23 protein-coding genes and 1 pseudogene are annotated in these 22,637 nt (G+C 28.4%); 14 read left to right on the forward strand and 10 right to left on the reverse strand.

From position 1 onward, the window contains the following. The first annotated feature begins 101 nt into the window (after positions 1-101). Positions 102-737 (forward strand): carbonic anhydrase, encoded by a 636-nt coding sequence (locus tag ELQ05_RS06420; RefSeq protein WP_002851887.1) that lies wholly within the window; start codon positions 102-104, stop codon positions 735-737. Next, complete coding sequence (locus ELQ05_RS06425) at positions 734-2,617, forward strand: mechanosensitive ion channel family protein (RefSeq protein WP_002861027.1); 1,884 nt, start codon at positions 734-736, stop codon at positions 2,615-2,617. The genes ELQ05_RS06420 and ELQ05_RS06425 overlap by 4 nt, the downstream gene beginning before the upstream one ends. Positions 2,618-2,639: 22 nt before the next feature. On the opposite strand, the gene ELQ05_RS06430 is transcribed toward ELQ05_RS06425, so the two are convergent. The 4 genes from ELQ05_RS06430 to ELQ05_RS06445 form a co-directional block, all read right to left on the reverse strand. Beyond that, complete coding sequence (locus tag ELQ05_RS06430; protein WP_070316642.1) at positions 2,640-3,611, reverse strand: iron-sulfur cluster assembly scaffold protein; 972 nt, start codon at positions 3,609-3,611, stop codon at positions 2,640-2,642. A gap of 9 nt (positions 3,612-3,620) precedes the next feature. Next, on the reverse strand, positions 3,621-4,802 hold the full coding sequence (locus ELQ05_RS06435; protein ID WP_002858709.1) for a NifS family cysteine desulfurase: 1,182 nt from the start codon (positions 4,800-4,802) through the stop codon (positions 3,621-3,623). Between the two features lie 177 nt (positions 4,803-4,979). Continuing rightward, positions 4,980-5,381: a hemerythrin domain-containing protein gene (locus ELQ05_RS06440; RefSeq protein ID WP_002851900.1), complete on the reverse strand. Its 402-nt coding sequence runs from the start codon at positions 5,379-5,381 to the stop codon at positions 4,980-4,982. Between the two features lie 136 nt (positions 5,382-5,517). Continuing rightward, positions 5,518-6,684 (reverse strand): hypothetical protein, encoded by a 1,167-nt coding sequence (locus ELQ05_RS06445; protein WP_070316640.1) that lies wholly within the window; start codon positions 6,682-6,684, stop codon positions 5,518-5,520. Positions 6,685-6,842: 158 nt separating this feature from the next. On the opposite strand from ELQ05_RS06445, the gene rpmI reads away from it, so the two are divergent. Both rpmI and rplT read left to right on the forward strand, forming a co-directional pair. Then, positions 6,843-7,034 (forward strand): 50S ribosomal protein L35, encoded by a 192-nt coding sequence (gene rpmI / locus ELQ05_RS06450; protein WP_070233469.1) that lies wholly within the window; start codon positions 6,843-6,845, stop codon positions 7,032-7,034. 93 nt (positions 7,035-7,127) lie between these two features. Next, positions 7,128-7,481, forward strand: coding sequence for a 50S ribosomal protein L20 (gene rplT, locus ELQ05_RS06455; protein WP_002880898.1), 354 nt, complete (start codon positions 7,128-7,130; stop codon positions 7,479-7,481). 53 nt (positions 7,482-7,534) lie between these two features. Here rplT and ELQ05_RS08565 read toward each other — a convergent pair whose 3' ends face one another. After that, complete coding sequence (locus ELQ05_RS08565; protein ID WP_079862125.1) at positions 7,535-9,511, reverse strand: methyl-accepting chemotaxis protein; 1,977 nt, start codon at positions 9,509-9,511, stop codon at positions 7,535-7,537. A gap of 193 nt (positions 9,512-9,704) precedes the next feature. Here ELQ05_RS08565 and cheP point away from each other — a divergent pair, with 193 nt between their 5' ends. After that, the gene (gene cheP, locus ELQ05_RS06465) at positions 9,705-10,562 is read left to right on the forward strand and encodes a cheVAW transcriptional regulator CheP (RefSeq protein ID WP_002933722.1); all 858 of its coding nucleotides are present in this window, start codon (positions 9,705-9,707) and stop codon (positions 10,560-10,562) included. A gap of 24 nt (positions 10,563-10,586) precedes the next feature. After that, on the forward strand, positions 10,587-11,066 hold the full coding sequence (gene cheQ / locus ELQ05_RS06470; RefSeq protein ID WP_079264939.1) for a cheVAW transcriptional regulator CheQ: 480 nt from the start codon (positions 10,587-10,589) through the stop codon (positions 11,064-11,066). Here the strand turns inward: cheQ and ELQ05_RS06475 are convergent. Further along, positions 11,035-12,345, reverse strand: a complete 1,311-nt coding sequence (locus ELQ05_RS06475) for an MFS transporter (RefSeq protein ID WP_070316638.1) — start codon at positions 12,343-12,345, stop codon at positions 11,035-11,037. The genes cheQ and ELQ05_RS06475 overlap by 32 nt on opposite strands. A 2-nt stretch (positions 12,346-12,347) precedes the next feature. Further along, positions 12,348-12,503 carry a highly acidic protein gene (locus tag ELQ05_RS06480; protein WP_002851965.1) on the reverse strand — a complete coding sequence of 52 codons (156 nt, stop codon included), beginning with the start codon at positions 12,501-12,503 and terminating at the stop codon, positions 12,348-12,350. A gap of 92 nt (positions 12,504-12,595) precedes the next feature. Here ELQ05_RS06480 and moaC point away from each other — a divergent pair, with 92 nt between their 5' ends. Genes moaC through ELQ05_RS06495 form a run of 3 tightly spaced genes read left to right on the forward strand, consistent with a single transcriptional unit; the run spans position 12,596 to position 14,460 of the window. After that, positions 12,596-13,069, forward strand: a complete 474-nt coding sequence (moaC, locus tag ELQ05_RS06485) for a cyclic pyranopterin monophosphate synthase MoaC (RefSeq protein WP_070316637.1) — start codon at positions 12,596-12,598, stop codon at positions 13,067-13,069. Then, on the forward strand, positions 13,047-13,310 hold the full coding sequence (locus ELQ05_RS06490; protein ID WP_002889304.1) for a DUF493 family protein: 264 nt from the start codon (positions 13,047-13,049) through the stop codon (positions 13,308-13,310). Before moaC ends, ELQ05_RS06490 begins: the two co-directional genes overlap by 23 nt. Further along, positions 13,300-14,460, forward strand: coding sequence for a hypothetical protein (locus ELQ05_RS06495; protein ID WP_010891847.1), 1,161 nt, complete (start codon positions 13,300-13,302; stop codon positions 14,458-14,460). Before ELQ05_RS06490 ends, ELQ05_RS06495 begins: the two co-directional genes overlap by 11 nt. Positions 14,461-14,479: 19 nt before the next feature. On the opposite strand, the gene ELQ05_RS06500 is transcribed toward ELQ05_RS06495, so the two are convergent. Beyond that, complete coding sequence (locus ELQ05_RS06500; protein WP_052791911.1) at positions 14,480-15,238, reverse strand: exodeoxyribonuclease III; 759 nt, start codon at positions 15,236-15,238, stop codon at positions 14,480-14,482. Positions 15,239-15,355: 117 nt separating this feature from the next. Between ELQ05_RS06500 and eptC the strand changes: the two genes are divergently transcribed. From eptC to ELQ05_RS06525, 5 genes are read left to right on the forward strand one after another with little or no spacing between them, the layout of a single operon-like run. Continuing rightward, on the forward strand, positions 15,356-16,891 hold the full coding sequence (eptC, locus tag ELQ05_RS06505; protein WP_134240029.1) for a lipid A/FlgG phosphoethanolamine transferase EptC: 1,536 nt from the start codon (positions 15,356-15,358) through the stop codon (positions 16,889-16,891). Beyond that, positions 16,888-17,244 carry a diacylglycerol kinase gene (locus ELQ05_RS06510; protein WP_002933902.1) on the forward strand — a complete coding sequence of 119 codons (357 nt, stop codon included), beginning with the start codon at positions 16,888-16,890 and terminating at the stop codon, positions 17,242-17,244. The genes eptC and ELQ05_RS06510 overlap by 4 nt, the downstream gene beginning before the upstream one ends. Further along, positions 17,241-17,486 (forward strand): replication/maintenance protein RepL, encoded by a 246-nt coding sequence (locus ELQ05_RS06515; RefSeq protein WP_134240030.1) that lies wholly within the window; start codon positions 17,241-17,243, stop codon positions 17,484-17,486. Before ELQ05_RS06510 ends, ELQ05_RS06515 begins: the two co-directional genes overlap by 4 nt. Next, positions 17,476-18,471: a dihydroorotase gene (gene pyrC, locus ELQ05_RS06520; protein ID WP_096702692.1), complete on the forward strand. Its 996-nt coding sequence runs from the start codon at positions 17,476-17,478 to the stop codon at positions 18,469-18,471. The genes ELQ05_RS06515 and pyrC overlap by 11 nt, the downstream gene beginning before the upstream one ends. Before the next feature lie 9 nt (positions 18,472-18,480). Further along, positions 18,481-21,765 (forward strand): type ISP restriction/modification enzyme, encoded by a 3,285-nt coding sequence (locus tag ELQ05_RS06525; RefSeq protein WP_134240031.1) that lies wholly within the window; start codon positions 18,481-18,483, stop codon positions 21,763-21,765. Between the two features lie 6 nt (positions 21,766-21,771). Here ELQ05_RS06525 and ELQ05_RS06530 read toward each other — a convergent pair whose 3' ends face one another. Both ELQ05_RS06530 and ELQ05_RS08570 read right to left on the reverse strand, forming a co-directional pair. Then, positions 21,772-22,482: a class I SAM-dependent methyltransferase gene (locus tag ELQ05_RS06530; RefSeq protein ID WP_070316631.1), complete on the reverse strand. Its 711-nt coding sequence runs from the start codon at positions 22,480-22,482 to the stop codon at positions 21,772-21,774. A 79-nt stretch (positions 22,483-22,561) separates the two neighbouring features. Further along, positions 22,562-22,637: pseudogene (locus ELQ05_RS08570) on the reverse strand (methyl-accepting chemotaxis protein); the annotation flags it as partial.

Raw genomic sequence — 22,637 nt, forward strand, 5'->3', positions numbered from 1 at the left:
TAGACTAAATAAAAAGTTAATTTATATAATATCTTATACTTAAATGAAATCTTTGCTGAAATTTTGTTATAATTTCAAGATTTTAGTTTCAGGTTGGTTCTATGGAAAATCTTATTAGCGGTGCGATTAAGTTTATGCAAGAAGACTTTAAGGAGCATGAAGAACTTTTTGAAAGTCTAAAAAATAAGCAAAATCCCCATACTCTTTTTATAGGTTGTTCTGATTCTAGAGTAATTCCAAATTTGATCACTAATACGGGTCCAGGTGAGCTTTTTGTAATACGAAATATTGCAAATATAGTTCCACCTTATCGCGTTGGAGAAGATTACTTGGCGACAACTTCAGCAATAGAGTATGCTTTAAATTCATTGCATATTAAAAATATCGTCGTTTGTGGCCATAGTAATTGTGGAGGTTGTAATGCTCTTTATTATTCTGATGAAGAATTAAATAAAATTCCTAACGTGAAAAAATGGCTTACCATGTTAGATCCGATAAAAAAAGATGTGATGATTTTTGCAAGAGACGATTTGGCTATGCGTTCATGGCTTACAGAAAAATTAAATTTAGTAAATTCTTTGCAAAATATACTTACTTATCCAGGTGTGCAAGAAGCTTTAGATGAAGGAAAAATAGAAGTACATGCTTGGTATTATATTATAGAGACAGGTGAAATTTATGAGTATGATTTTAAAGCAAAAATTTTTACTTTAATACAGGATAGGAAAGTTCAATGAAAAAAATTATTTTTAGTTTATGTTTTTTTATTTTATACCTTGGAGCACAAGAATTTAAATTTATTGATGCGAATATTAGTAAAGAAGATGAAGGAATTTATGCTTTAGTTGAAAAATATGTTGATCTTAACAATCAAATTAAAGAATTTAAGAAAAACAATGATGAAAATTCAAGCACTTTTAATGGTATTTTAAGTGAATTTGAAAAAGACAAAAAGACTATTTTAGCAAAAATACCCGATATGATAGTAGGACAAAAGATTAATGAAGAGGCAGTGGCTAGATTTTTAAAAGCAAAAGAAAAATTACTAGATGTTCAAAAAAAGAATATTAATAAGCCTTACATTTATACAGATGCCACTCTTAATCTAGTTTATTTTAACATTGTGGAAAGTTTTTATTCTTCTTTGTTTGAAGTGGAAAAACTTTTTAAAAATACAGCAAGTAGTGAAGATTTAATTGCTACTGTTGATAAGGCAATGGAAAATTTACAAAATTCTTCTAGTGTAAATTTAGATAGTTTTAAAAGCAAAATTACAAATCCAGAAGAATTGGAAAAAATTACCCTAAAAGAAAGATATATTGGTAACGCTCTAGATTCTTATTCTGAAATTCTTAAGTATTTACGATCAAATGCAGATTTGCTTGAAAGTAATTATATTTTTTCACTACTTGAGCTTCAAGTTTGGATAGATCGTATAAATGAGGCAATTGGGGTAAGTTTTGTTAATATCGGAAAAATAGTAATTTCTGCTTTGGTTTTAGTATTTTTTATATCTTTAAGACGTTTTTTTGCAAATATAGTATATTTTTTCCTTGTTCGGCTTTTTTATAGAAATAAAAATGATGTAGATGATATTAAAGTTATTTTTATTGAGAATATTAAAAAACCAGTGAGTTTTTTTCTGATTGTTTATGCTATTTCGATTTGTCTTACTATAGCAACTTATCCTGCACCTTTAAGTATTAATTTGAGTAATTTTTTCCACATAATTTATGCGGTTTTGATTGCATGGCTTATTTTAAAAATGCTTGATGGTTATGGAATGGTACTAGTTTCTAAGCTTGCTCAAAAAAGCGGAAAAAAAGAAGTTGTAAATTTAATTATTAAAATTTTATATTTTGTTATTATTATCATAGCTTTATTATATATCCTTGCTCAGCTTGGTTTTAATATTTCAGCTATTATTGCATCTTTGGGAATTGGTGGTTTAGCTGTTGCTTTAGCAGCGAAAGATATAATTGCAAATTTCTTTGCTTCTATACTCTTACTTTTTGATAATAGTTTTAATCAAGGAGATTGGGTAGAGGTTTCAGGTATAGAAGGAACAGTAGTTGAAATAGGACTTAGAAAAACTACTATTAGAACTTTTGATAATTGTCTCGTATTTTTACCAAATTCAACTATTATGGGAGCTAATATCAAAAATTGGAGTAAAAGACGCATGGGTCGCCATGTTAGAATGTATTTGGGTGTTGGTTATGATGCTACTCCTGAAAAATTAGATCAATGTGTAAAAGATTTGAAAGAATTTTTGGATACAAGTGATTTGGTAGCTCACGATGAGGATAGTGCATTAAAATATGGTGATCATACGACAAAATATCGTCAAAATCTTGTATCTATTAACGATTTAGAAGGCTATAAAAATGCTTGTTATGTGGCTTTAAGCGAATTTGCAGATAGTAGTATTAATATAGAGCTTTATTTTTATACCAAAAAAATAGGAGCAAAAGATTTCAGGGAAGCTAGACAAAGCTTAATGCTTGAGTTTATGCGTATAATCGAAAAAAATGGCTTAACTTTTGCTTTCCCAAGTCGCAGTATTTATATAGAAAATTTACCACCTCTTGATTTGCAAGCAAAAGCTATAAAATAGCAAGATTTTATCTTGCTATTTTTTAAACCGGCATAACGCGTATATTTGGACTTAATTCTTCTTGTAAAATTGTTTCAATAGCATAAAGTGTCGCACCACTTCCACTAGAACAACCACTACAAGCACCAAGATAACGAATATAAACGTCAATTGCTGCACCTTCAGCCTTTTGTATATCAATCACTTCCAAATCTCCACCATCATTATGAAGCATAGGGCGAATTTCAGCATCTAAAACACTTTCAACTGCTTTTAATTGTCCTACTACGGTCATTTCATCAAAAGCCACATCACTTTTCGTTGTATTTTTGAGTTTTTCTCTATCCATCTCGGCTCTGGTTTCAGCTAAAATATCTACAAGGTAATAATCTCTTTTTTCATGTCCGCCTGGTTTGATACAGGACTTGCAAAAAGCACCTGCTTTAGTATATTGTGTGATTTCTTCTACACTATGCAAATCATTAAGTTTAATCACTTCTTTAATGGTTCCAAGACTTACTCTAGCGCACTCACAAACTATAATTTGATCTTCAAAATCTTCAGGACTTATACCTTTATAATGCGCTGCTGCTTGTTTGATTACATCATAAGCCATAACTGAACAGTGCATTTTTTGAGGTGGAACAGCTGGAATTTCTGGATTATCTCTCATGGCAAATTCCACATCTAAATTTGTGATTTTTACTGCTTCATCTACAGTTTTTCCTATACAAAGATCCACCATAGTATCACTACTTGCTATAGCTGTACCACAACCAAAACTTTTAAATTTTGCATCGATAATTTTATCAGTTTTTTCATCTACAAGCCAAAAAAGTCTTACCGCATCGCCGCAACTTTCTGCACCAAAATCAGCTACGATCAATTTTGCATTGCGTGCTTTAGCATCTTCTTCACTAAATTCTCCCATATGTTGAGGATTATTCATTCTATCTTGAACTTTTTGTGAATACTCATCCCAAATGGATCCACCAATTAAACTATTTTTTCCCATTTTTCATCCTTATTTGTAATTATTTGGATTATAAGCATAAGTGCAAGAAATTGCTCTTAATCTCTGTGTTGCATTTTTAATTTGTTTTGCTGCATAATCAATTTCTTCTTCAGTGTTAAAACGTGACAAAGAAAGCCTTAAAGCTGTATGCGCTAAATCATGCTCCGCACCGATAGCTTCCATAATAGGATTGCTTTCTAAAGCTTCACTTGCACAGGCTGAGCCCGTACTTGCAGCTATACCATTTTTATTTAAATCCCAAAGCATTGCTTCGCCTTCAACACCTTTAATACTTGCTAAGATTGTATTAGGCACACGGTGTTCCCTTTTTCCAACCACTGTTGTATCAGGCAAGGCCAAAATTTGATCTTCTAGTTTATCTCTTAAACGGCGTATATGAGAATCTTCAAAATCAAGCATAGTATTTGCAATACGCAAAGCCTCGCCCATAGCCACTATGTAAGGTACATTTAAAGTTCCACTTCTACGACCACCCATGTGTTCTCCACCGTGTAAAAGTGGAGTAAGTTTAAGTCCTTTTTTTATAAAAAGTCCACCCACACCCTTTGGTCCATGAAATTTATGTGCTGAAAATGAAGCAAAATCAACTCCTACTTGAGTTAAATTAACCTTTATTTTACCTACTGCTTGAGTAGCATCTGTATGAAAAAGAGCACCAAATTCATGCGCAAGTTCTGCCATCGCTTTAATATCAAAAATCATACCTGTTTCATTATTTGCCCACATAACACTTACAAGTGCTGTTTTATCGCTAATCACTTTACGCAAATCTTCTACAGTAGAAACCCCTTCTTCATTTACAGGAAGTTCTATGACTTTTACTCCAAGACTTTTTAAAAAATAAGCAGCAGCAGTAACAGCAGGGTGTTCTACACTAGAAATAATCACTTCATTGCGTTCTTTATCTAAAATATGATCAAAATACACACCCTTAAGCACCCAGTTAATGCTTTCTGTCGCACAGGAGGTTACAACTATGTCATCTAGGTCATTTGCTCCAAGTCCTGCATAAAGTTTATCCAAAGCTTCTCTTAAGGCAGGATGTGTTGCGCTACCATATTGATGAAGGCTATTTGGATTTCCATACATATCCTTTAAAAAAGGTAGCATCAACTCATAAGCATTAGGATCAAGCATTGTCGTTGCGTTGTTATCTAAATATACTTTCACTTTAAAATCCTTAATTTATCCTTAATTTTAATTAGGATATTTTTTATCTTTATTTGAAAACGGATAATAACAAAAATTTATAAAAATTAGGTTAAAAATTATAACAAAAATAAAATGCTAAAGTAAAATTTTAAAGTGAAATATTTTGTGAATTTTATATAGCAAAAATGAGAAATACTATTTCTTAAATTTTTCTTCGTAATACTTTACTATCTTTGAATCTTCTTTGGCTGTATGTTTAAAGATAAAATCTTGAACAACGAGATTTAATTTTTCGGTCATTATATTTACAAATTTAGCTTCACTGATGATAATTTCTTCAATTTCTAAGATAATTTTTCTATGAATTCTTGTATGATGGTTGATATAAGGATATTCTATTTCTCTCATAAAGGCTTCTTCATCTGAAAAATGTCTATTGATCATTATCAACAACTCTCTTAAGACAATTTTTAACTCTTTTGTTCCAACATGACGTTGGTTCATTAAAGAGAGTTTTTTAGAAATTTCAAAAAGTTCTTTATGTTGATGATCTAAAAGATCATTATTCATCGAAATAATTTTTTCATTATAAGTCATGGTTTTGAGTACTTTTATATTTATATTTTTCGAGAGCGGATTATAATGCTATAATACTTAAAATTTTATTAATTAATTATATAAAAATTATTATTATTAAAGTATTTATAATTTATATATTTTTTAAAAAATTATTTTAAACCATCACAGACATATAAGAGTTTAGAATTTTATTTATATTTGCTTGTTTTTGACGACGATCTAAAAAATTTTCTATAGAGCTAGAACGTAGTTGATTTGCTTCTTCTAATCTTTGCGTATCTTGACTTTGGTTTTGATATTGTTTTTTAAGAGCATCAAAATCATTGCGATTTTGATCGATATAAATTTGAAATATTGAACTTGAATTTGCAAATTCTCTTAAATCCATATCTTTTTGGTAGTTAATATATTGTTGAAAAAATACAGATAGTTTGTCTTGAGTGCTTGTTTTTTTATCTACGCCATTAACATAAAGATAAAGATCAAAACTCATCTTTTTTTCATTTTCTTTTTTGATGTAATCTTCTATATCTGTTTCGCCCTTGAGAATTTTTTGTAAATTTTGATGAGAGCTTAGTTCTAAAGTGGCAGGTTTCATAAAAAAGTTAAATTCTTTTTCGTTTTGAGTTTTTATATCATGGTAGATAAAATTCATTAAAAGACCAGATTTTGATACTTCTGCATTTTTAGTTAAATAAGGTTTTAAAATTTCATTAGAAGAAGTGTTTTCTATGGCTTTATCAAAATGAAAATTAGTTATTTTATTATCTAACATTAAAGTATTTAAATTTGTGATATTGCTTAATGCCAAATCAATTTCTTCTTGATTGTTGTAAATTCTTGAAATTTGGCCTAAAAATTCTCCATTATCTGTTGAAAAACCTGATGATAGTTTTGAAATAAGATCGCGACTTAAATAAGCATTATCATCTTGTAAAAATTCTGAATTTATAGATTTTAATGAACTATGATAGCTATTTAAAAGATAAGGTAGATCAATTTTATTGTAGTTTAAATTTTCATCTTGTTTTGTGAGTTCTTTTGCTATGCTTCTAACGCTTTTAATGTTGATATTATAAGATTCTGGTATATTTGCAATTTTATTTAAATCTTTATCAAAAAAACCTTCTTCATTGATTCTAAATCCAAATTCACTGGCATAAGTGGTATTATTAAAAATATAACTTAATTGTTCTAAGCTATTTTCATTTCCTTCTTGTTCTAAAGCTTTGTTATCTTTAATCAAATTTAAAGCAGAGCTATTCTGTAAAGGATTAGATAAGGTTAAATTTTGATACGGATTTGCCGAATTTATAGTCATTTTAAATCTTTCCAAAATATTGCTGATTTTTTTATAAGCAAAAGGTGTGCCAAGTTTTTTTTAAAAATTAAATTCAGTCAAAAATTAGAAAAAATTTGATAGTATTTAGCTTTTCTTTTAATTTGAAAAATAAAAATTTATCTAAATAAGGAAAGCGTATGCCAAAGATGAAAAGCGTTAAAAGCGCAGTTAAACGCTTCAAAGTAGGTAAAAATAAAATCAAAAGAGGCTCAGCTTTTAGAAGTCATATTTTGACTAAAAAACCTGCAAAAAGAATGCGTGATCTTCGCACAGCTAAATATGTGCATAACACAAATGTAAAAGCTGTTGAAAAAATGCTAGGAATTTAAGTTTTTGACTAAAAGTCATTCAAACTCCCCTTTGAAATAAAATTTCAAGGGCAAGCTCCAAATTTGGACGCCACTTTATGAAAGGAAATAAAAATGGCAAGAGTAAAAACAGGTGTTGTTAGACGCCGTAGACATAAAAAAGTTTTAAAATTAGCGCGTGGTTTTTATAGTGGACGCCGCAAACATTTTAGAAAAGCAAAAGAACAATTAGAAAGAAGTCTAGTCTATGCTTATCGTGATAGACGCCGTAAAAAAAGAGACTTCCGTCGTCTTTGGATTGTGCGTATCAATGCTGCTTGTAGGCTTAATAATTTAAGTTATTCAAGATTTATTAATGGTCTTAAAAAAGCAGGCATTGAACTTGATAGAAAAATTCTAGCAGATTTAGCTATGAATGATGCTGCTGCTTTTGCAAAAATTGCAGAGGCCGCAAAAAAAGCACTTTAATTTTTTTAGTGTAAGAATTTCAAGATTTTCGATTTCTTGAAATTCTTAATTTTTTAGTATTGATTTAATTTAGCTAGAACATCTTCATAACATTTGAGTTGATTTACATTTTTTTCAAAATCTTCGCTGACATTGCTTCTTTGTTCTAATTTATCTGAAATTTCTTTACCTGAATTTATAAGATTTGAAATGATTTTGGAAAATTCATTGGATTTATCCCTTATAAAATTCATTTCTTGAGTGCTAGAATTGGAACTTTTTGCAATGGATTGTATGGTCTGAATAACTAATTTAATAGCTCCTTCCATTTCACCTAGACCCATTTGGGTATTTTCTGAAAGTTTTCTAACTTCATCAGCTACAACTGCAAATCCACGACCAAGTTTTCCAGCTCTAGCAGCTTCTATACCTGCATTTAAAGATAAAAGGCTAGTTTGTTCAGCAATCCCTGAAATAAGATCTAAAATACTATTTAATTGATCTATATTTTTCAAAGAAGATTGCACTTCTTTTTCTAAATTCATTTTTTCTTCGCTTTGGTAAAGGTTGTATTCTAGGTAGTTAGTGAAATTGGTAAAACTTTCACTAATAGTTGTAAGACTTCTTCTTATATTTTCAAGTTCTTCAAAAATTTCTTTAAATATACTTGTATTTTTATCAATTTCTGATGTATTTTGTTTGAGTTGATTTAAAATTATTTTATTAATCTCATTTGTCATTTCTAGTTTTTGAGCTCTTATATTAAGATAATAGTATTTAAAATCGCTGTATTTTTGTATGAAAGTTTTTAAATATCTAGGTTTGAAATCATTAAAATTTTCAACTTCATAAAAAAATATTGCCACTAAACTTTTTGCAATTCCCACTCCATAAATTTCCCCAAAACTAGAAAAACCAACTATAGGAAAATCATTAAAATGGATTTGATTTAAATATTCTTTGTTGTGAAGTCTTCTTAAGATACAATCATTAAAAATTGCTCCTAGTGGTTTTGGTTTATTAAGAGAAAATTTTTCGTAATCTTTTTTTATGGCTTCAATAAAATTTGTTTTTTTAAGCAAGCTTAATTCTTGAGCGCTTTCTATATCACAATAACTAAATAATGTTTTATCTGGGTTGATTTCCATAGGGGAAATAAGATAGTCTTCTCCAATTTTTAAAGCAAAAGTATATTCTTGCATTTTATTTTTAAGTTCTTCAAAAGTACAGTTAAAATAATTACATAAAGCTTCAACCGCGTTGATGGATTGAAAGGTTTTTTTATCAATAAATTCACGTACTGTCCTATCATATAAGCTTGCATCAAGTATAGTAAAGGTAATGTTGCTTTGAGGATTGAAATTTTGAGACTTCATTAAATCAAAACGATACTTAGGTTTAAATTGAACATGTATGCTTAAAGCTTGATTTTTTAATATTTCTCCATTATAAAATATAAATGTTCCGCTAAAGTCCATATTTCCACTAGATCCACCTCCTACTAAAGCACAAGGATAGGGGTTGTGTTTGTATAAAAGTTCTAAAAGAGAACTTTCGCTTTGACTTAAACCGTCATAAATTAAATAATGCAAAGTATTTGTGCAGTGTGCTTCAAAAGGTATATTTATAGATAAAACTTCTTTTTCTATCAGTTTTTTTCTTTCTGTATAATCTTTTATATTGCTAAAAAGCTTGATTTTATTTGCACAAAGATTTTCTACCATATCTTCACTAAAAAGCATCAAACTTATTCCTTGGATATTTTGTTTATAGGGACTATTTTCAATGTTTGAGTTAGAATCAAGGTTGCATAATAAATCAGTAGCACTGCTTAAGATGATATCACATTGTTCATTTATAGAATTTTGAATCTTATTTCCTATGATCGCTAGATTAAGTTGATACGACACAAAGCCTATGATTAATTTTGGCTTGATATTTATTTTTTTCAATTTTTCTTCAAGTTCATTTTCTTGAAGATATAGAGCTTCTAAAACTTTTTTACTTTCTTCTTTTTTTGTTGAGCTTTTATTTTTAAAATTAAAAAACATCAATTTAACTCCATTAAAACTATTTTTTAATTACTAGTTAACTAAATCAAAATGTCATAAATTCAAGCATTTACATTTATTTGTAATTTTTATTATACCTTAAGCAATAAAAAAATGCAATAAGTAAATTAAATTTTAGATATAATTGTAAATCTATGAACAACATTGAATATTAAATAAGGATGTATTAAATATGATCGGAGATATGAACGAGCTTTTATTAAAAAGCGTCGAAGTTTTGCCACCTTTGCCTGATACTGTAAGTAAGTTAAGAAAATATGTAAGTGAGGCTAATTCAAATATAGAAACCATGAAAGTTGCTGAAATTATTTCAAGCGATCCGTTGATGACGGCTAAGCTTTTGCAATTAGCAAATTCTCCTTATTATGGTTTTACAAGAGAAATTACAACCATAAATCAAGTGATTACTTTATTAGGTGTTAGTAATATCATCAATATAGTTACCGCTGATTCCATTAGGGATAGTTTTAAAATAGATGTTTCGCCATATGGTTTGGATACTCAAGTTTTTTTAAGAAATTGCAACGAAGAGGCAACTTTTATCACAAATTGGCTTAATGATGAAGATAAAAAACTTTCTCATCTTTTAGTTCCTTGTGCAATGCTTTTAAGATTTGGTATTGTTATTTTTTCAAATTTTCTTATACAAAATCATAAGGATAAGGATTTTTTAGCTTTTTTAAATAAAAATGAAAATCTTGCTTTAGCAGAGAATGAATTTTTAGGTGTAGATCATATTTCTTTCTTAGGATTTTTGTTGCATCGTTGGAATTTTGATGATGTTTTGATTGAAAGTATATGTTTTGTTCGCACTCCTCATGCTGCTCGTGAAGAAGTGAAAAAATCCGCTTATGCTCTAGCAATAACAGATCATCTTTTTACTCCACATGATGGCTCTTCTCCATTTAATGCAAAAGCTGCAGTTGCTTTACTTGAAGAGGCAAAAACTCAGGGAATTAATTTTGATTTAAATAATCTTTTATCCAAGCTTCCTAGCAAAGCTAAGGAAAATTTAGATAAAGAAGATTAAAGAGCCTTTAGATTCTAAATTATAGTGATGAAAAGTTTAATCTTACCTCCTAATGAATTTTTAGATCATTATATTTTAAACGCTGAATTTCATCGTTTTGCTGGAATTTCAAAAAATGCTTATAAATTTTGGAAAAATGTAGAAATAGGTAGATATCAAGGAACAAGAATTGTATTTTTGCATAGAAATTGCATTTTAGAAAAACATCAGCAAGCTTTAAGGCAGTGTAATGGTTTAAATGGTTTTGTATTGGCAAGTGCTTTTTGCTCTTTTACTGGATTAGCTCCCTCTCATTTAGTGGAAAAAAATAATTCTTCTATTTATAAACTTTTAGAGCTTAAGGAGATTTGCGGGATTAAATTTGTTAACCTAAAAAAATTTTATGATTTTTTAGGGCTAAATTATCATCAGCATATTTATATAGAAAAATGCCATTTTTTTAGCCCAGCTCCTTTTGAAAAGCGTATCAAAATCACTGAGAGTATGTGCGTTGGGTATTATTAAGATAAGAAAAAATAAATGCACATAGCAAAGCTATAATAGCCAAAAAGAAAACATAAATTCCCAAAGAAAAACGCCAAAAATTACTTAAATTATCTAAGGCAAAACTATGCAAGAAAAAAGCAAGTTGCGGAGTTAAACCTCCAGCTATAGCATAAGCAATATTATATGAAAAAGAAAGTCCTGAAAATTTAATTTTTGCATCAAATACTTCACTCATTATTAAAGGACAAAAATTCATCACTCCGCTAAAAAAACATACAAGTAAATATAAGCAAGCTACTAGGTTAAAATCAGCATTTTGTCTATATAGAGTATTAAAATAAAGCAAGCTTACAATTCCAAAAAAAACACTAAAAAATACACAAGATTTGATAATGCCTATTTTATCCGCTAAAATTCCACTTATAATACACCCTAGGCAAATAAGTAAAATTCCACCTATTTGAAGATAGGTTTGTATAGAAGTGTTAATTTGAAGTATTTTTGCCATATAGCTAGGCATAAGCAAAATCATTACAACAATGCAACCTGTCAAAACCCAAGCAATCATTATAGAAAGAACAATTCCCATTTTAGCTTTTTTAAACACTTCTTTTAAAGGAAATTTTTCTAAAGCCTTGTCTTTTTTCATTTGTTCAAAAACAGGAGTTTCTCTTAAAAATTTTCTCAAATAAGCAGAAATAATCCCAAAAATTCCACCTAAAAAGAATGGAATTCTCCAAGCCCATTCATGAAGTTCTTCTTGGGTATAAATTTTATTCATAATTAAAAAAACTAAACTACCTAATAAAATTCCACCTACAACCGAAGCGGTTAAAATTCCCAAATAAGTTCTTTTTTGACCTTGTGGTGCGTGTTCGTATACAAAAACCCAAGCTCCAGGAAGTTCCCCGCCTATAGCAATGCCTTGACAAATGCGTATAAAAACTAAAAGCACAATACAAAGAAAACCTATGCTTTCATAATTTGGAATAAAAGCTAGAGTAAAAGTTGGAATAACCATTAACAAAATACTAATCATAAACATTCTTTTGCGTCCAAATTTATCTCCAAAATGCGCCAGTATCACACCTCCCAAGGGACGCGCTAAATATCCAGCCGCAAATATTCCATAAGTATTAAACATTTGCCAAAAACTACTTAAATCTTTTGGAAAAAAGTTTGTTGAAATATAATTTGCAAAAAATACAAAAATAATAAAATCATAAAATTCTAAAGTTCCACCTAATGATGAAAGTCCTAAAACTTTTATATCTTTTTGATTAAGGGTTTTGCTCATTCTTAATCCATCTCATAAAAATCATCATCATTGTTATCATCATCGTATTCATAATCATCATCATCGTAATTATAATTTTTATGGTGATTTTGTGGATATTCTTCATCTTCGTTTTCATAATCATCGTAATTTAAATCTTCTTCATCTTCATAAGCCATTGTTTTCTCCTTAAATAAAAATACAAAGCTTATTTTATCTTAAATTTGTTTGGTTTTGCTATAATTTTTATAATTTTTTAAAAGGTGAATTTATGAAATTAAGTCATTTAGATGAAAAAAATCATCCTAAAATGGTAGATGTAAGCGATAAAAATATTACTTCAAGAATAGCCACAGCTAGCGGTATGATATATGTGAGTCAAGAAGCTTTTGATGTAATTAAAAACAATACTGCAAAAAAAGGTCCTGTTCTTCAAACAGCTATTGTTGCGGCTATAATGGGGGCTAAAAAAACAAGTGAAATTATTCCTATGTGCCATCCTTTAATGCTTTCTAAAGTTGAAACTGATATTGTGGAATTTTTTAAAGAATGTGCATTTAAGCTTATTGTAACAGTTAAGTGTGAAGGTAAAACAGGGGTTGAAATGGAAGCTTTAAGTGGGGTTAGTATAGGACTTTTAACTATATATGATATGATCAAGGCTATAGATAAATCAATGAGGATTACGGATATAGTGCTTGAAAGCAAAGAAGGAGGTAAAAGTGGTAAATTTGTGCGATCTTAAAAAAGAACCTCAGATCAATTATCCTACTTTTTGGGATTATAAGGTGATTTTTGAGGTGCATATTAAGGCAAGTGAAATTTTTCAAGAAATTTTAGGTCAAAGAGAATATAAATTTGAACATTCGAATTCAAGTGCGAGTGGAAAATATCAAAGTTATTTATTAAATGTTTATGTTGATAGCAAAAAAGATCGTTTGGATATATTTGATAAATTAAAAGCTAAAGCAAAATTTGTACTTTAAGAAAGAAGGAAAAATGAAAAATACTTTAATTATTTTTGAAAATTCTTTATCAAATCTCGGTAAAGATGAAGCAAGTGATTTACTCGAAGACTTGAGTTTTAATCTTGCGTATAAGCAAATTTCACATAATCCTCATGAAACAAAAAAAGTTTTAAATTCTCTTTTGGTTGAATTTTTAACTATTTTGAAAAAACTTGATTTTTTTGATGATGAAAATGTTACAAAGGTTATCAAAGCTTTGGTTAAGGCGAGTATTGTAGATGCTCAAAATTCACTTTATGAGTATATTAGCGAAGCTGAATTATTAAACAAACAGATTGAAAATCAAAAGAATTTGATTAAAAATCAAATCAGCGATAATTTTTTTGAATTCGAGAATATTTTACAAGAATGTTCTTTTTGCGATGAATTTAGTGGCGGTTTAAATGATGCTATTTTATTTGATATAGAAATGCTTGGAATTTTAAAAGAAACCGCTGAAAGTGCTTTTTTAACTACATTAGAAAAGGCTGAAGATATAGAACTTACAAGTAGTGAAATAGCTAAAAATCTCGTATATAATGCCATTTGTGAAGCTCATTTTGAAAAAGAAAGAATTTTAAAAATTTCAAGTATTATTTTAAATACCGCTTTTGAAATAGCTAATGAATCTATGGCTTATGCAAAAGATCTTTGTTTAGGTGTGATTAAAGGCACAAGAGATGGTATTGTTTTAGCAATGGAAAAATTTAAAGCTTCATTAACTTATGCAAATTTTGAAGAAGATGTTAGTTTAAAAAGTAAAGAACTAATAGGTATAGAAGATGATTTTATTGCTCTTTTAAAAAAAGAGATTCAATTACAAAATGATCCTTGTAAGAGTATAGTTGAGAATTTGCTAGAACATGAACTTGATAATCTTTTTGCTAAATTTAGACGTCTTGCAGGTGAAAGCAGAGAGCAACTAATATTAGTTTTAAATGATATTAAGAAAAATCCAAAGATTAATGATTTTAACAAACTTACTCAAAGAAAATTAAATCGTTTTAAACAAGAAATTTTTGAATTAGAAAAAATTGCTAGTGAAAAATACAAAGATTTAAATTCTAAAAAAGCTAAAAAGCTCGGTGTAAGACTTTGGGAAAAAGCAAAAAAATTTGTTAAAAAATAATATCCCATTTTTTGGGATATTAAATATCTATTTCTATACCTACAGGTGCGTGATCAGAGCCAAAAATATCATCTCTTATGAAAGCGTTTTTAAGTTTATCTTTTAACCCCTTTGAAATGAAAAAATAATCAATCCTCCAGCCTACATTTCTTTCTCTTGCTTTCATTCTATAGCTCCACCACGAGTATTTTTCTTTGATTTCACCATTAATTTCTCTAAAAGTATCTATAAAACCAAGTTTTAGCAAATCATCAATCCAAGCTCTTTCTATAGGTAAAAAACCTGAAGTGTTGGCATTGACTTTTGGGTGGGTAAGATCGATTTCTTTGTGAGCGGTATTGACATCACCACAAATGATAATTTCAAACCCATCTTTTAAAAGCTTATCCAAATATACTAAAAAATCTGCATAAAATTTCATCTTAAAATTTAAACGCTCTTCATCTTTTTGACCATTTGGAAAATAGATATTAAAAAGTGCGATATTTTTAAAGCGGTGTTCTAAAACCCTACCTTCTTCATCATCAAAAAATTCGCATTTTTTTACTTCACTATCAAAATTACAAAGACTCATTACTCCAGAATATCCTGCTCTTTTAGCAGAATTAAAATACATGTGTTTAAAAGGATATTCATAAATTTTTTTAGGAAATTTATCTTCATGTGCTTTGATTTCTTGAAAACCTATAAAATCAATCTTTTCTTGTGCTATCCAATCAAGTGCATTTTTATCACAAATGGCTCTTAAGCCATTTACATTCCATGAAAGTAGTTTCATTGTTTTCCTTAAAATTTTCATTAAAAGTGTAAATCATAACATAAAAAGATTTAAAACTACAATCCATTTAAAAAAATTCAATAAAATTAAAACCTTAAATTTGAAGGAGGGATTTATATGCTTAGATTAACTTGGTTTTGGTTTACTTTTTTAAATTCTTTAATGATTGCAATATTAAATTTTAATTTATTTGAGTTTGTGTATGAAAAAAATAATCAAAATTGGTTTATAACTTTTGTTTTCATTATAGCTTATTTGGCATTGGTTCATGCGATTTTTTCTTTATTTTTTGTGAAATTTTTTACCAAATTTTTTTCTATACTGTTTATAATATCATCTTTTTTAAGTGTTTATTTCATTAGTTTTTATGGAGTGCTTATAGACTCTGATATGATACAAAATGTTGTTCAAACAGATATCAAAGAAGTAAAAGATTTGTTAAATTTAAAATTGATCTTATTTGTTGTTTTGGCTTTATTATTGGTTTTTTATGTTGTTAAAGTAAAAATTGATTATAGTAGTTTTAAATCTCATATGAAAATTAAAATTATCAATATAATATCGGCTTTGATTGTGGTTAGTGCGGTTTTAATTCCTTTAAGCAAAACTTTCTTGCCTTTTTTTAGAAATTATAATGAAATAAGGATGTACAATACACCTTTTTATCAATTTTATGCCGTATATCGTTATTATATTCGTTTTGTAAAAGTTAAGCCAGAATTTAAAACCATAGCTAATGATGCTTATAGAGAAAACAATCACACTAAAAAAATTTTGGTTTTGGTAGTAGGTGAAACCGCTAGAGCGGCAAATTACTCTTTGGGTGGATATGCTAAAAATGATACCAATTTCTACACTAAAAAAGATAATGTAGTCTTTTTTGATAATTTTTCATCATGCGGAACAGCAACAGCGGTAAGTTTACCTTGTATGTTTTCTATATCCAAGCGTAGAGATTATTCGAGTTCAGAATTTCAAGAAAATGCTATGGATATACTTTATAAAACAGGTGTAGATGCTACATGGTTTGATAATAATTCTGGTGGTTGTAAAGGGGTTTGTGATAGATTGGCTTATAAACAAAAGCTTTCTAGTGATTTGGATGAAAATTTACTCACTCCTTTTAAAGAAAAATTAAATCATTTGAGTGATCAAAATATAATAGTTCTTCATTTGCAAGGTTCTCACGGGCCAACTTATTATAAACGCTATCCAAATGAGTTTAAAAAATTTACTCCAACTTGTGATACCAATGAACTTTCAAAATGTGATAGTAAGGCTTTAATCAATACTTATGACAATACTTTACTTTACACAGACTATCTTTTAAGTGAGATTATAAAACTATTAAAAGAACAAAAAGATTATGAAAGTTCTTTGTTTTATCTTTCAGATCATGGTGAAAGTTTGGGCGAAAATGATATTTATCTTCATGGTATGCCTTATGCTATAGCGCCAAGTTATCAAACTCATATTCCTGCTATTTTTTGGAGTAATGATGAAAATTTAATGAATTTAGCTAAAGAGCATAAAGGTTTAAAACTTTCTCAAGATAATCTTTTTAGCACTCTTTTAGGATATTTTGATGTAAAAACAAGTGTTTATGAACCAGAATATGATTTATTAAATCCTAAACTTAAGGCAAATCCATGAAGCCTAAATATCATTTTTTAAATAACGCAAGATATGCTTTAGAAGGGATTTTTGCTTTATTTAAAAATGAAATGGCGTTTAGAATTGAACTTTGCATTATTATCCCTGCGATAGTTTTTAGTTTTTTCTTAAAAGTTAGTTTTTTGGAGCATTTGTTATTGGTAAGTGTCTTAATGCTTATCTTAATTATAGAAGCTTTAAATTCGGCTATTGAAGCTTGTGTTGATTTAGTTACTAATGAATGGCATGAAAAGGCAAAAATCGCTAAAGATTGTGCGAGTGCGGCAGTGTTTTTTAGTGTGCTTTTAGCTCTTTTTGTTTGGGGCTTTATTTTATATAGCATTTGCTTATGAAATTTGAAAATTTAATACGAGAAATTTTAGGAAAAAAGCGTTTTGAATTGTTAAAATTTTTATGTGAAAATGCTGATGAAAATGGTTTTATTATGATTAAAATCAGTGAGCTTGAAGAAAAATTACATCAAAGTAAACCTACTATCATCACTACTTTTAAATTTTTAGAAGAAAAAAAGCTTTTTAAGCGCCTTAAGAATGGATTTTATCAGCTAAATATAGGAGATAAAAATGATACTTAAAAATCCTTTAGATATGCATTTGCATTTAAGAGATAATCAAATGTTAGAACTTATCGCACCTTTTAGCGCAAGAGATTTTTGTGCAGCTGTGATTATGCCAAATTTAATCCCTCCGCTTTGCAATTTAGAAGATTTAAAAGCTTATAAAATGCGTATCCTTAAGGCTTGTAAAGATGAAAATTTCACTCCTTTAATGACACTTTTTTTTAAAAATTATGATGAGAAATTTCTTTACAGTGCTAAAGATGAAATTTTTGGCATTAAGCTTTATCCAGCAGGAATTACAACAAATTCAAATGGTGGAGTTTCAAGTTTTGATATAGAGTATTTAAAACCTACTTTAGAGGCTATGAGTGATTTAAATATTCCTTTGTTAGTGCATGGAGAAACCAATGATTTTGTAATGGACAGGGAAAGTAATTTTGCTAAAATTTATGAAAAATTAGCCAAACATTTTCCACGACTTAAGATTGTTATGGAGCATATTACCACTAAAACTTTATGTGAACTTTTAAAAGATTATGAAAATTTATACGCAACTATTACTTTGCATCATTTAATGATAACGCTTGATGATGTAGTGGGTGGTAAGATGGATCCACATTTATTTTGCAAGCCTATTGCAAAACGCTATGAAGATAAAGACGCTTTATGTGAGCTTGCTTTTAGTGGCTATGAAAAGGCTATGTTTGGAAGCGATAGCGCGCCTCATCCATTGCACACTAAAGAATGTTGTGGTTGTGCCGCAGGGGTTTTTAGCGCACCGGTGATTTTACCTGTATTAGCTGAATTATTTGACAAACATTCAAATGAAACAAATTTACAAAAATTTATTTCAGATAATGCTTGTAAAATCCATAATCTTAAATTTGAAAATGATAAAATTATCACTTTAGAAAAACAAGAATGGCAAGTAGCACAAAAATACGGCGATGTAGTGCCATTTATGGCAGGGAAAACTTTAAATTTCAAAGTCGCAAATTAAAGGAAATTAATGCTAAAAACTTATTTAGAAAACATAAAAGATATTTCTATCAATGATAAGGAACATACACATAGAACAGCTTTGCAAAATTTATTACAAGCTATAAAAGACAATCAAGACAAGCAAAATAAAATCTCTATCAAACAAGAACCAAATAACGACAAAGAAGGTAGAGGTGCTCCGGATTTTTTAATTACAAAAGATTTTCTAACACTAGGCTACATAGAAAACAAAAGAGTAAATGCAAATCTTGATAACATCATAACAAGTGATCAAATTTTAAAATACACAAAATTAAGCCCAAATATCATTCTCACAGATTATTTAAGATTTGTATTATTAAGCTTAAATGAGAAAAATGAAATTATCATTTGCAAAGAAGTAAAAATTTGCTCTCTTGATGAGATTAAAAGCATTATTAAAAATCAATCTTTGCTAGAAACAAAAACAAAAGAACTAAACGAGCTTTTTGCTATCTTTTTTTCTAAAATCCCAAATCCCATAAATTCAGCTTTAGATTTTGCAAATCATCTAAGCCTAAGAACAAGAATTTTAAAAGATGAGCTTTTATTATCAATTGAAAATGAAGCATTGATAAGTTTATTTAATACTTTCAAAGAAACACTTTATAAAGAATTATCCTATGAAGAATTTTGCGATTCTTTTGCACAAACTTTAACTTATAGCTTATTCTTAGCAAAATTAAATAACGATACCGCAAAAGAAATAGATTTAAACAATGCTAAAAAATTCATACCAAAATCATTTCCATTAATCCGTACCATGAGTGGATTTTTAGATGATAGTTTTGAAAATTTAGAAAATATAAAATGGCTTTTAGAAGAAATCATAAACATTATAAATCACATAGACATTACAAGCATTATAAAAGAATTAAACAAAACAGGCGAGAAAGACTTATTTAATCGTCCTACTATTTTATCTACTCACAAAGATCCTTATTTGCACTTTTATGAAACATTTTTAGCAAGCTATGATCCAAAACTTAGAGAAGTAAGGGGAGTGTATTATACTCCTGCGCCTGTAGTAATTTTCATCATCAATGCTATTGATGAAGTTTTAAAACAAGATTTCAATCACAAAAAAGGATTAAGTGAAGCTTTGGATAAAAATATAACTTTGCTTGATTTTGCCACAGGCACTGGCACCTTTTTACTTGAAGCTTTTAGAAAAGCCTTAGAACCTATAAGCAAAAATAGCGTTAATTACAATCCAAAAGCTTTGATAGACAAATTTTGTGGTTTTGAATTTTTAATAGCACCTTACACCATAGCGCACTTAAAACTTTCTCAAAGCTTCAAAGAAGAATTTAACTCCCCGTTAAATGATAATGAAAGTCTTAAAATAGCACTAACAAATACTTTATATTCTAAAAGCATATCCAAAGAACAAAATGATCAAAACACGCTTTTTACTCTCATTGATCTAACAAAAGAATTCAAAAAAGCGCAAAAAATAAAAGAAGAACAAATTCTAATCATCACAGGCAATCCACCTTATAGTGGAGCAAGTAGTAACAAAGGTTTATATGAAGATGAGATCAAAATAAGCTATGGTTTAGAACCAAGCAAAGCAAATCTTAATGATGAACAAAAAAAGTGGATAAGCTCGTATCTTAAAGAAAAATCCAAACAAAACACAAGCACTTTTAAAGCTATATATGAAAAACACAAACTAGAAAATGAAAAAAATCCAAAATGGCTTTTAGATGATTATGTAAAATTTATACGCTTTGCACAAAGTAAAATCGACTCTCAAGAAAGTGGAATTTTTGCTTTTATTTCAAATAATGGCTTTTTAGATAATCCTACCTTTAGAGGTATGAGATATTCGCTAATGCAAAGCTTTGATAAAATTTATATACTTAACTTACACGGCGATACCAATAAAAAAGAAAAAGCTCCAGATGGAAGCAAAGATGACAATGTCTTTGACATAATGCAAGGTGTGAGTATAAATATCTTTATAAAACAAAATTCAAAAGTCAAAAATACAAAGATTTATTATCATGATTTATACGGCAAAAGAAAAGATAAATACGAATTTTTATATGAAAATAACTTAAATTCTATAAAATGGACTTTAGTTAAAAACAACGAGCCTTTTTATCTTTTCTTACCACAAAATAATGACTTGTTAGAAGAATACAACAAAGGCATAAGCGTAAAAGATATTTTTATGCTTTCAAGTGTAGGAATTGTTAGCGGTAGAGATAAATTTGTAATATCAAATTCCGATAATTTAGAATCTTTAGAAAATCTTAAAACAAGAATTAAAAGATTTTTATCATTAGATATAGAAAGTGCAAGAAAGGAATTTGATTTAGGACAAGATTCTAGAGATTGGAAAATAGAATACGCACAAAAAGAACTAAAAGATACTCAAAATAATTCATTTAATTATAAGAAAATTTACTATCGTCCATTTGATATTCGTTGGACTTATTATACAGGACAATCAAAGGGTTTTCATTGTATGCCTAGGAGAGAAGTAATGGAACATTTTTTAGAAGGAAAAAATTTAGGATTAAGCATTCCTAGACAATTAAAAGATTCTAAAACAGAATGGAATCATTGTTTTTTAACAACAACAATTACAGATCAAGCATTAGCATCTGGAGGTAATGGCCCAAACAATATCTTCCCACTCTATCTTTACCCTACAACTAGAAGTAAAAAATTCCTAAAAAAAGAAAATCCAAATTTTAATGAAGAAAATTTCACCTCAAAAATAGAAAATTTCAAAGAAAGCTTTAGAGCTTTCATAGATGAGCTTTACAAAGAAAAATTCTCACCAGAAGACATACTAGGCTATATCTATGCTGTGCTTTTTCATAAATTTTATAGAGAAAAATATCTTGATTTTTTAAAAACTGATTTTCCAAAAATTCTTTTTACAAAAGATAAAAATACTTTTAAAAATTTAAGCAAACTAGGCTTAAAACTTGTAAATTTACATTTATTAAAAAATGATGAGTTAGATTTTAATGTAGGTGAAGCCTTGTTTAAAGACATTAAAAATAAAAATTTAAAAATACAAAAAATCAAATACAACAAAGACACAAAAGAACTTTTCATAAACGAAAGCTTGTATTTTACTAAAGTAAGTCTTGAAATTTATGAGTTTAAAATAGGCGGTTATGCTGTGCTAGATAAATACTTAAAAAGCCACAAAGAAGAAGACATAGATCATAATCATTTTACCTTAATCATACAAACTTTAAATGAGACTTTAAAAATACAAGATGAAATTTCAAAAATCAATCTTAGCTAGTATATACTAGCTAATGATTAAAAGTTTTATCTTAGCCTCTATAATCTCTTCTACTTCATCTTTTACAAAGCTTTCTAATTCTTGTTTGTTTATATTAATACCATTCATACTTAAATGCCACAAAGCATTTTCTATCGCACTTTGTTTGTCTCTTTTTACAACTCTAGTTTCGTTAAAAATTTCATACTCATAAGGGATATTTTGTGCATTTAAAAAACTTTGCAAATCACTTTCATAAAAACCTTTAAAATGTGTGTTAAAATGTTCAAATATAGGATCTAAAAAGCTACTTTTACGCCTACTTGCCCAGCCTAAATACACCTTTTTAGAAGCCAAGCTTAAAAAAGCTTTATAGTCTTTTTCATTTTGTAAAGCGGGAGACATACTCAAAAAGGCTAAGTCAAATTTTGCGTTATTATTTTTATAAAAGTTTTCAAAATCTAAATTTAAAGTTTTTACATTTGATATAGCATGAGTTTTTGCATCTTCTTGTAAAATTTCAAGCATAACATTTGCACTATCTAGAGCTAAAATTTCTTTAGCTTCTTTGGCTAAATGTAAAGTCCAAACCCCAGTTCCACATCCTATATCTATAACGCTTTTATCTTGAAAGGAAATCTTTAAATTTTGCAAATATTCAAAAGTTTGCTTTTGTATGGTGTTTAAAGTGTTTTGATATCTTGTGTAAGTTTTGGCTTTTTTATCCCATAGATTCATATATTTTCCTTGATAAAATATATAAAATCATAGCATAAATTTTTAAAATTCAAGCCCTTTTTTGGGCTTGAATGACTAATTAAAACCTCTTCTTCTTAACATCTTCTAAGATATTATTAGCTATATCACTTACTGTACTAGAAATAATAGCTGAT

It is taken from the genome of Campylobacter sp. US53, from assembly GCF_004378995.1.
GTDB classification, from domain to species: domain Bacteria; phylum Campylobacterota; class Campylobacteria; order Campylobacterales; family Campylobacteraceae; genus Campylobacter_D; species Campylobacter_D jejuni.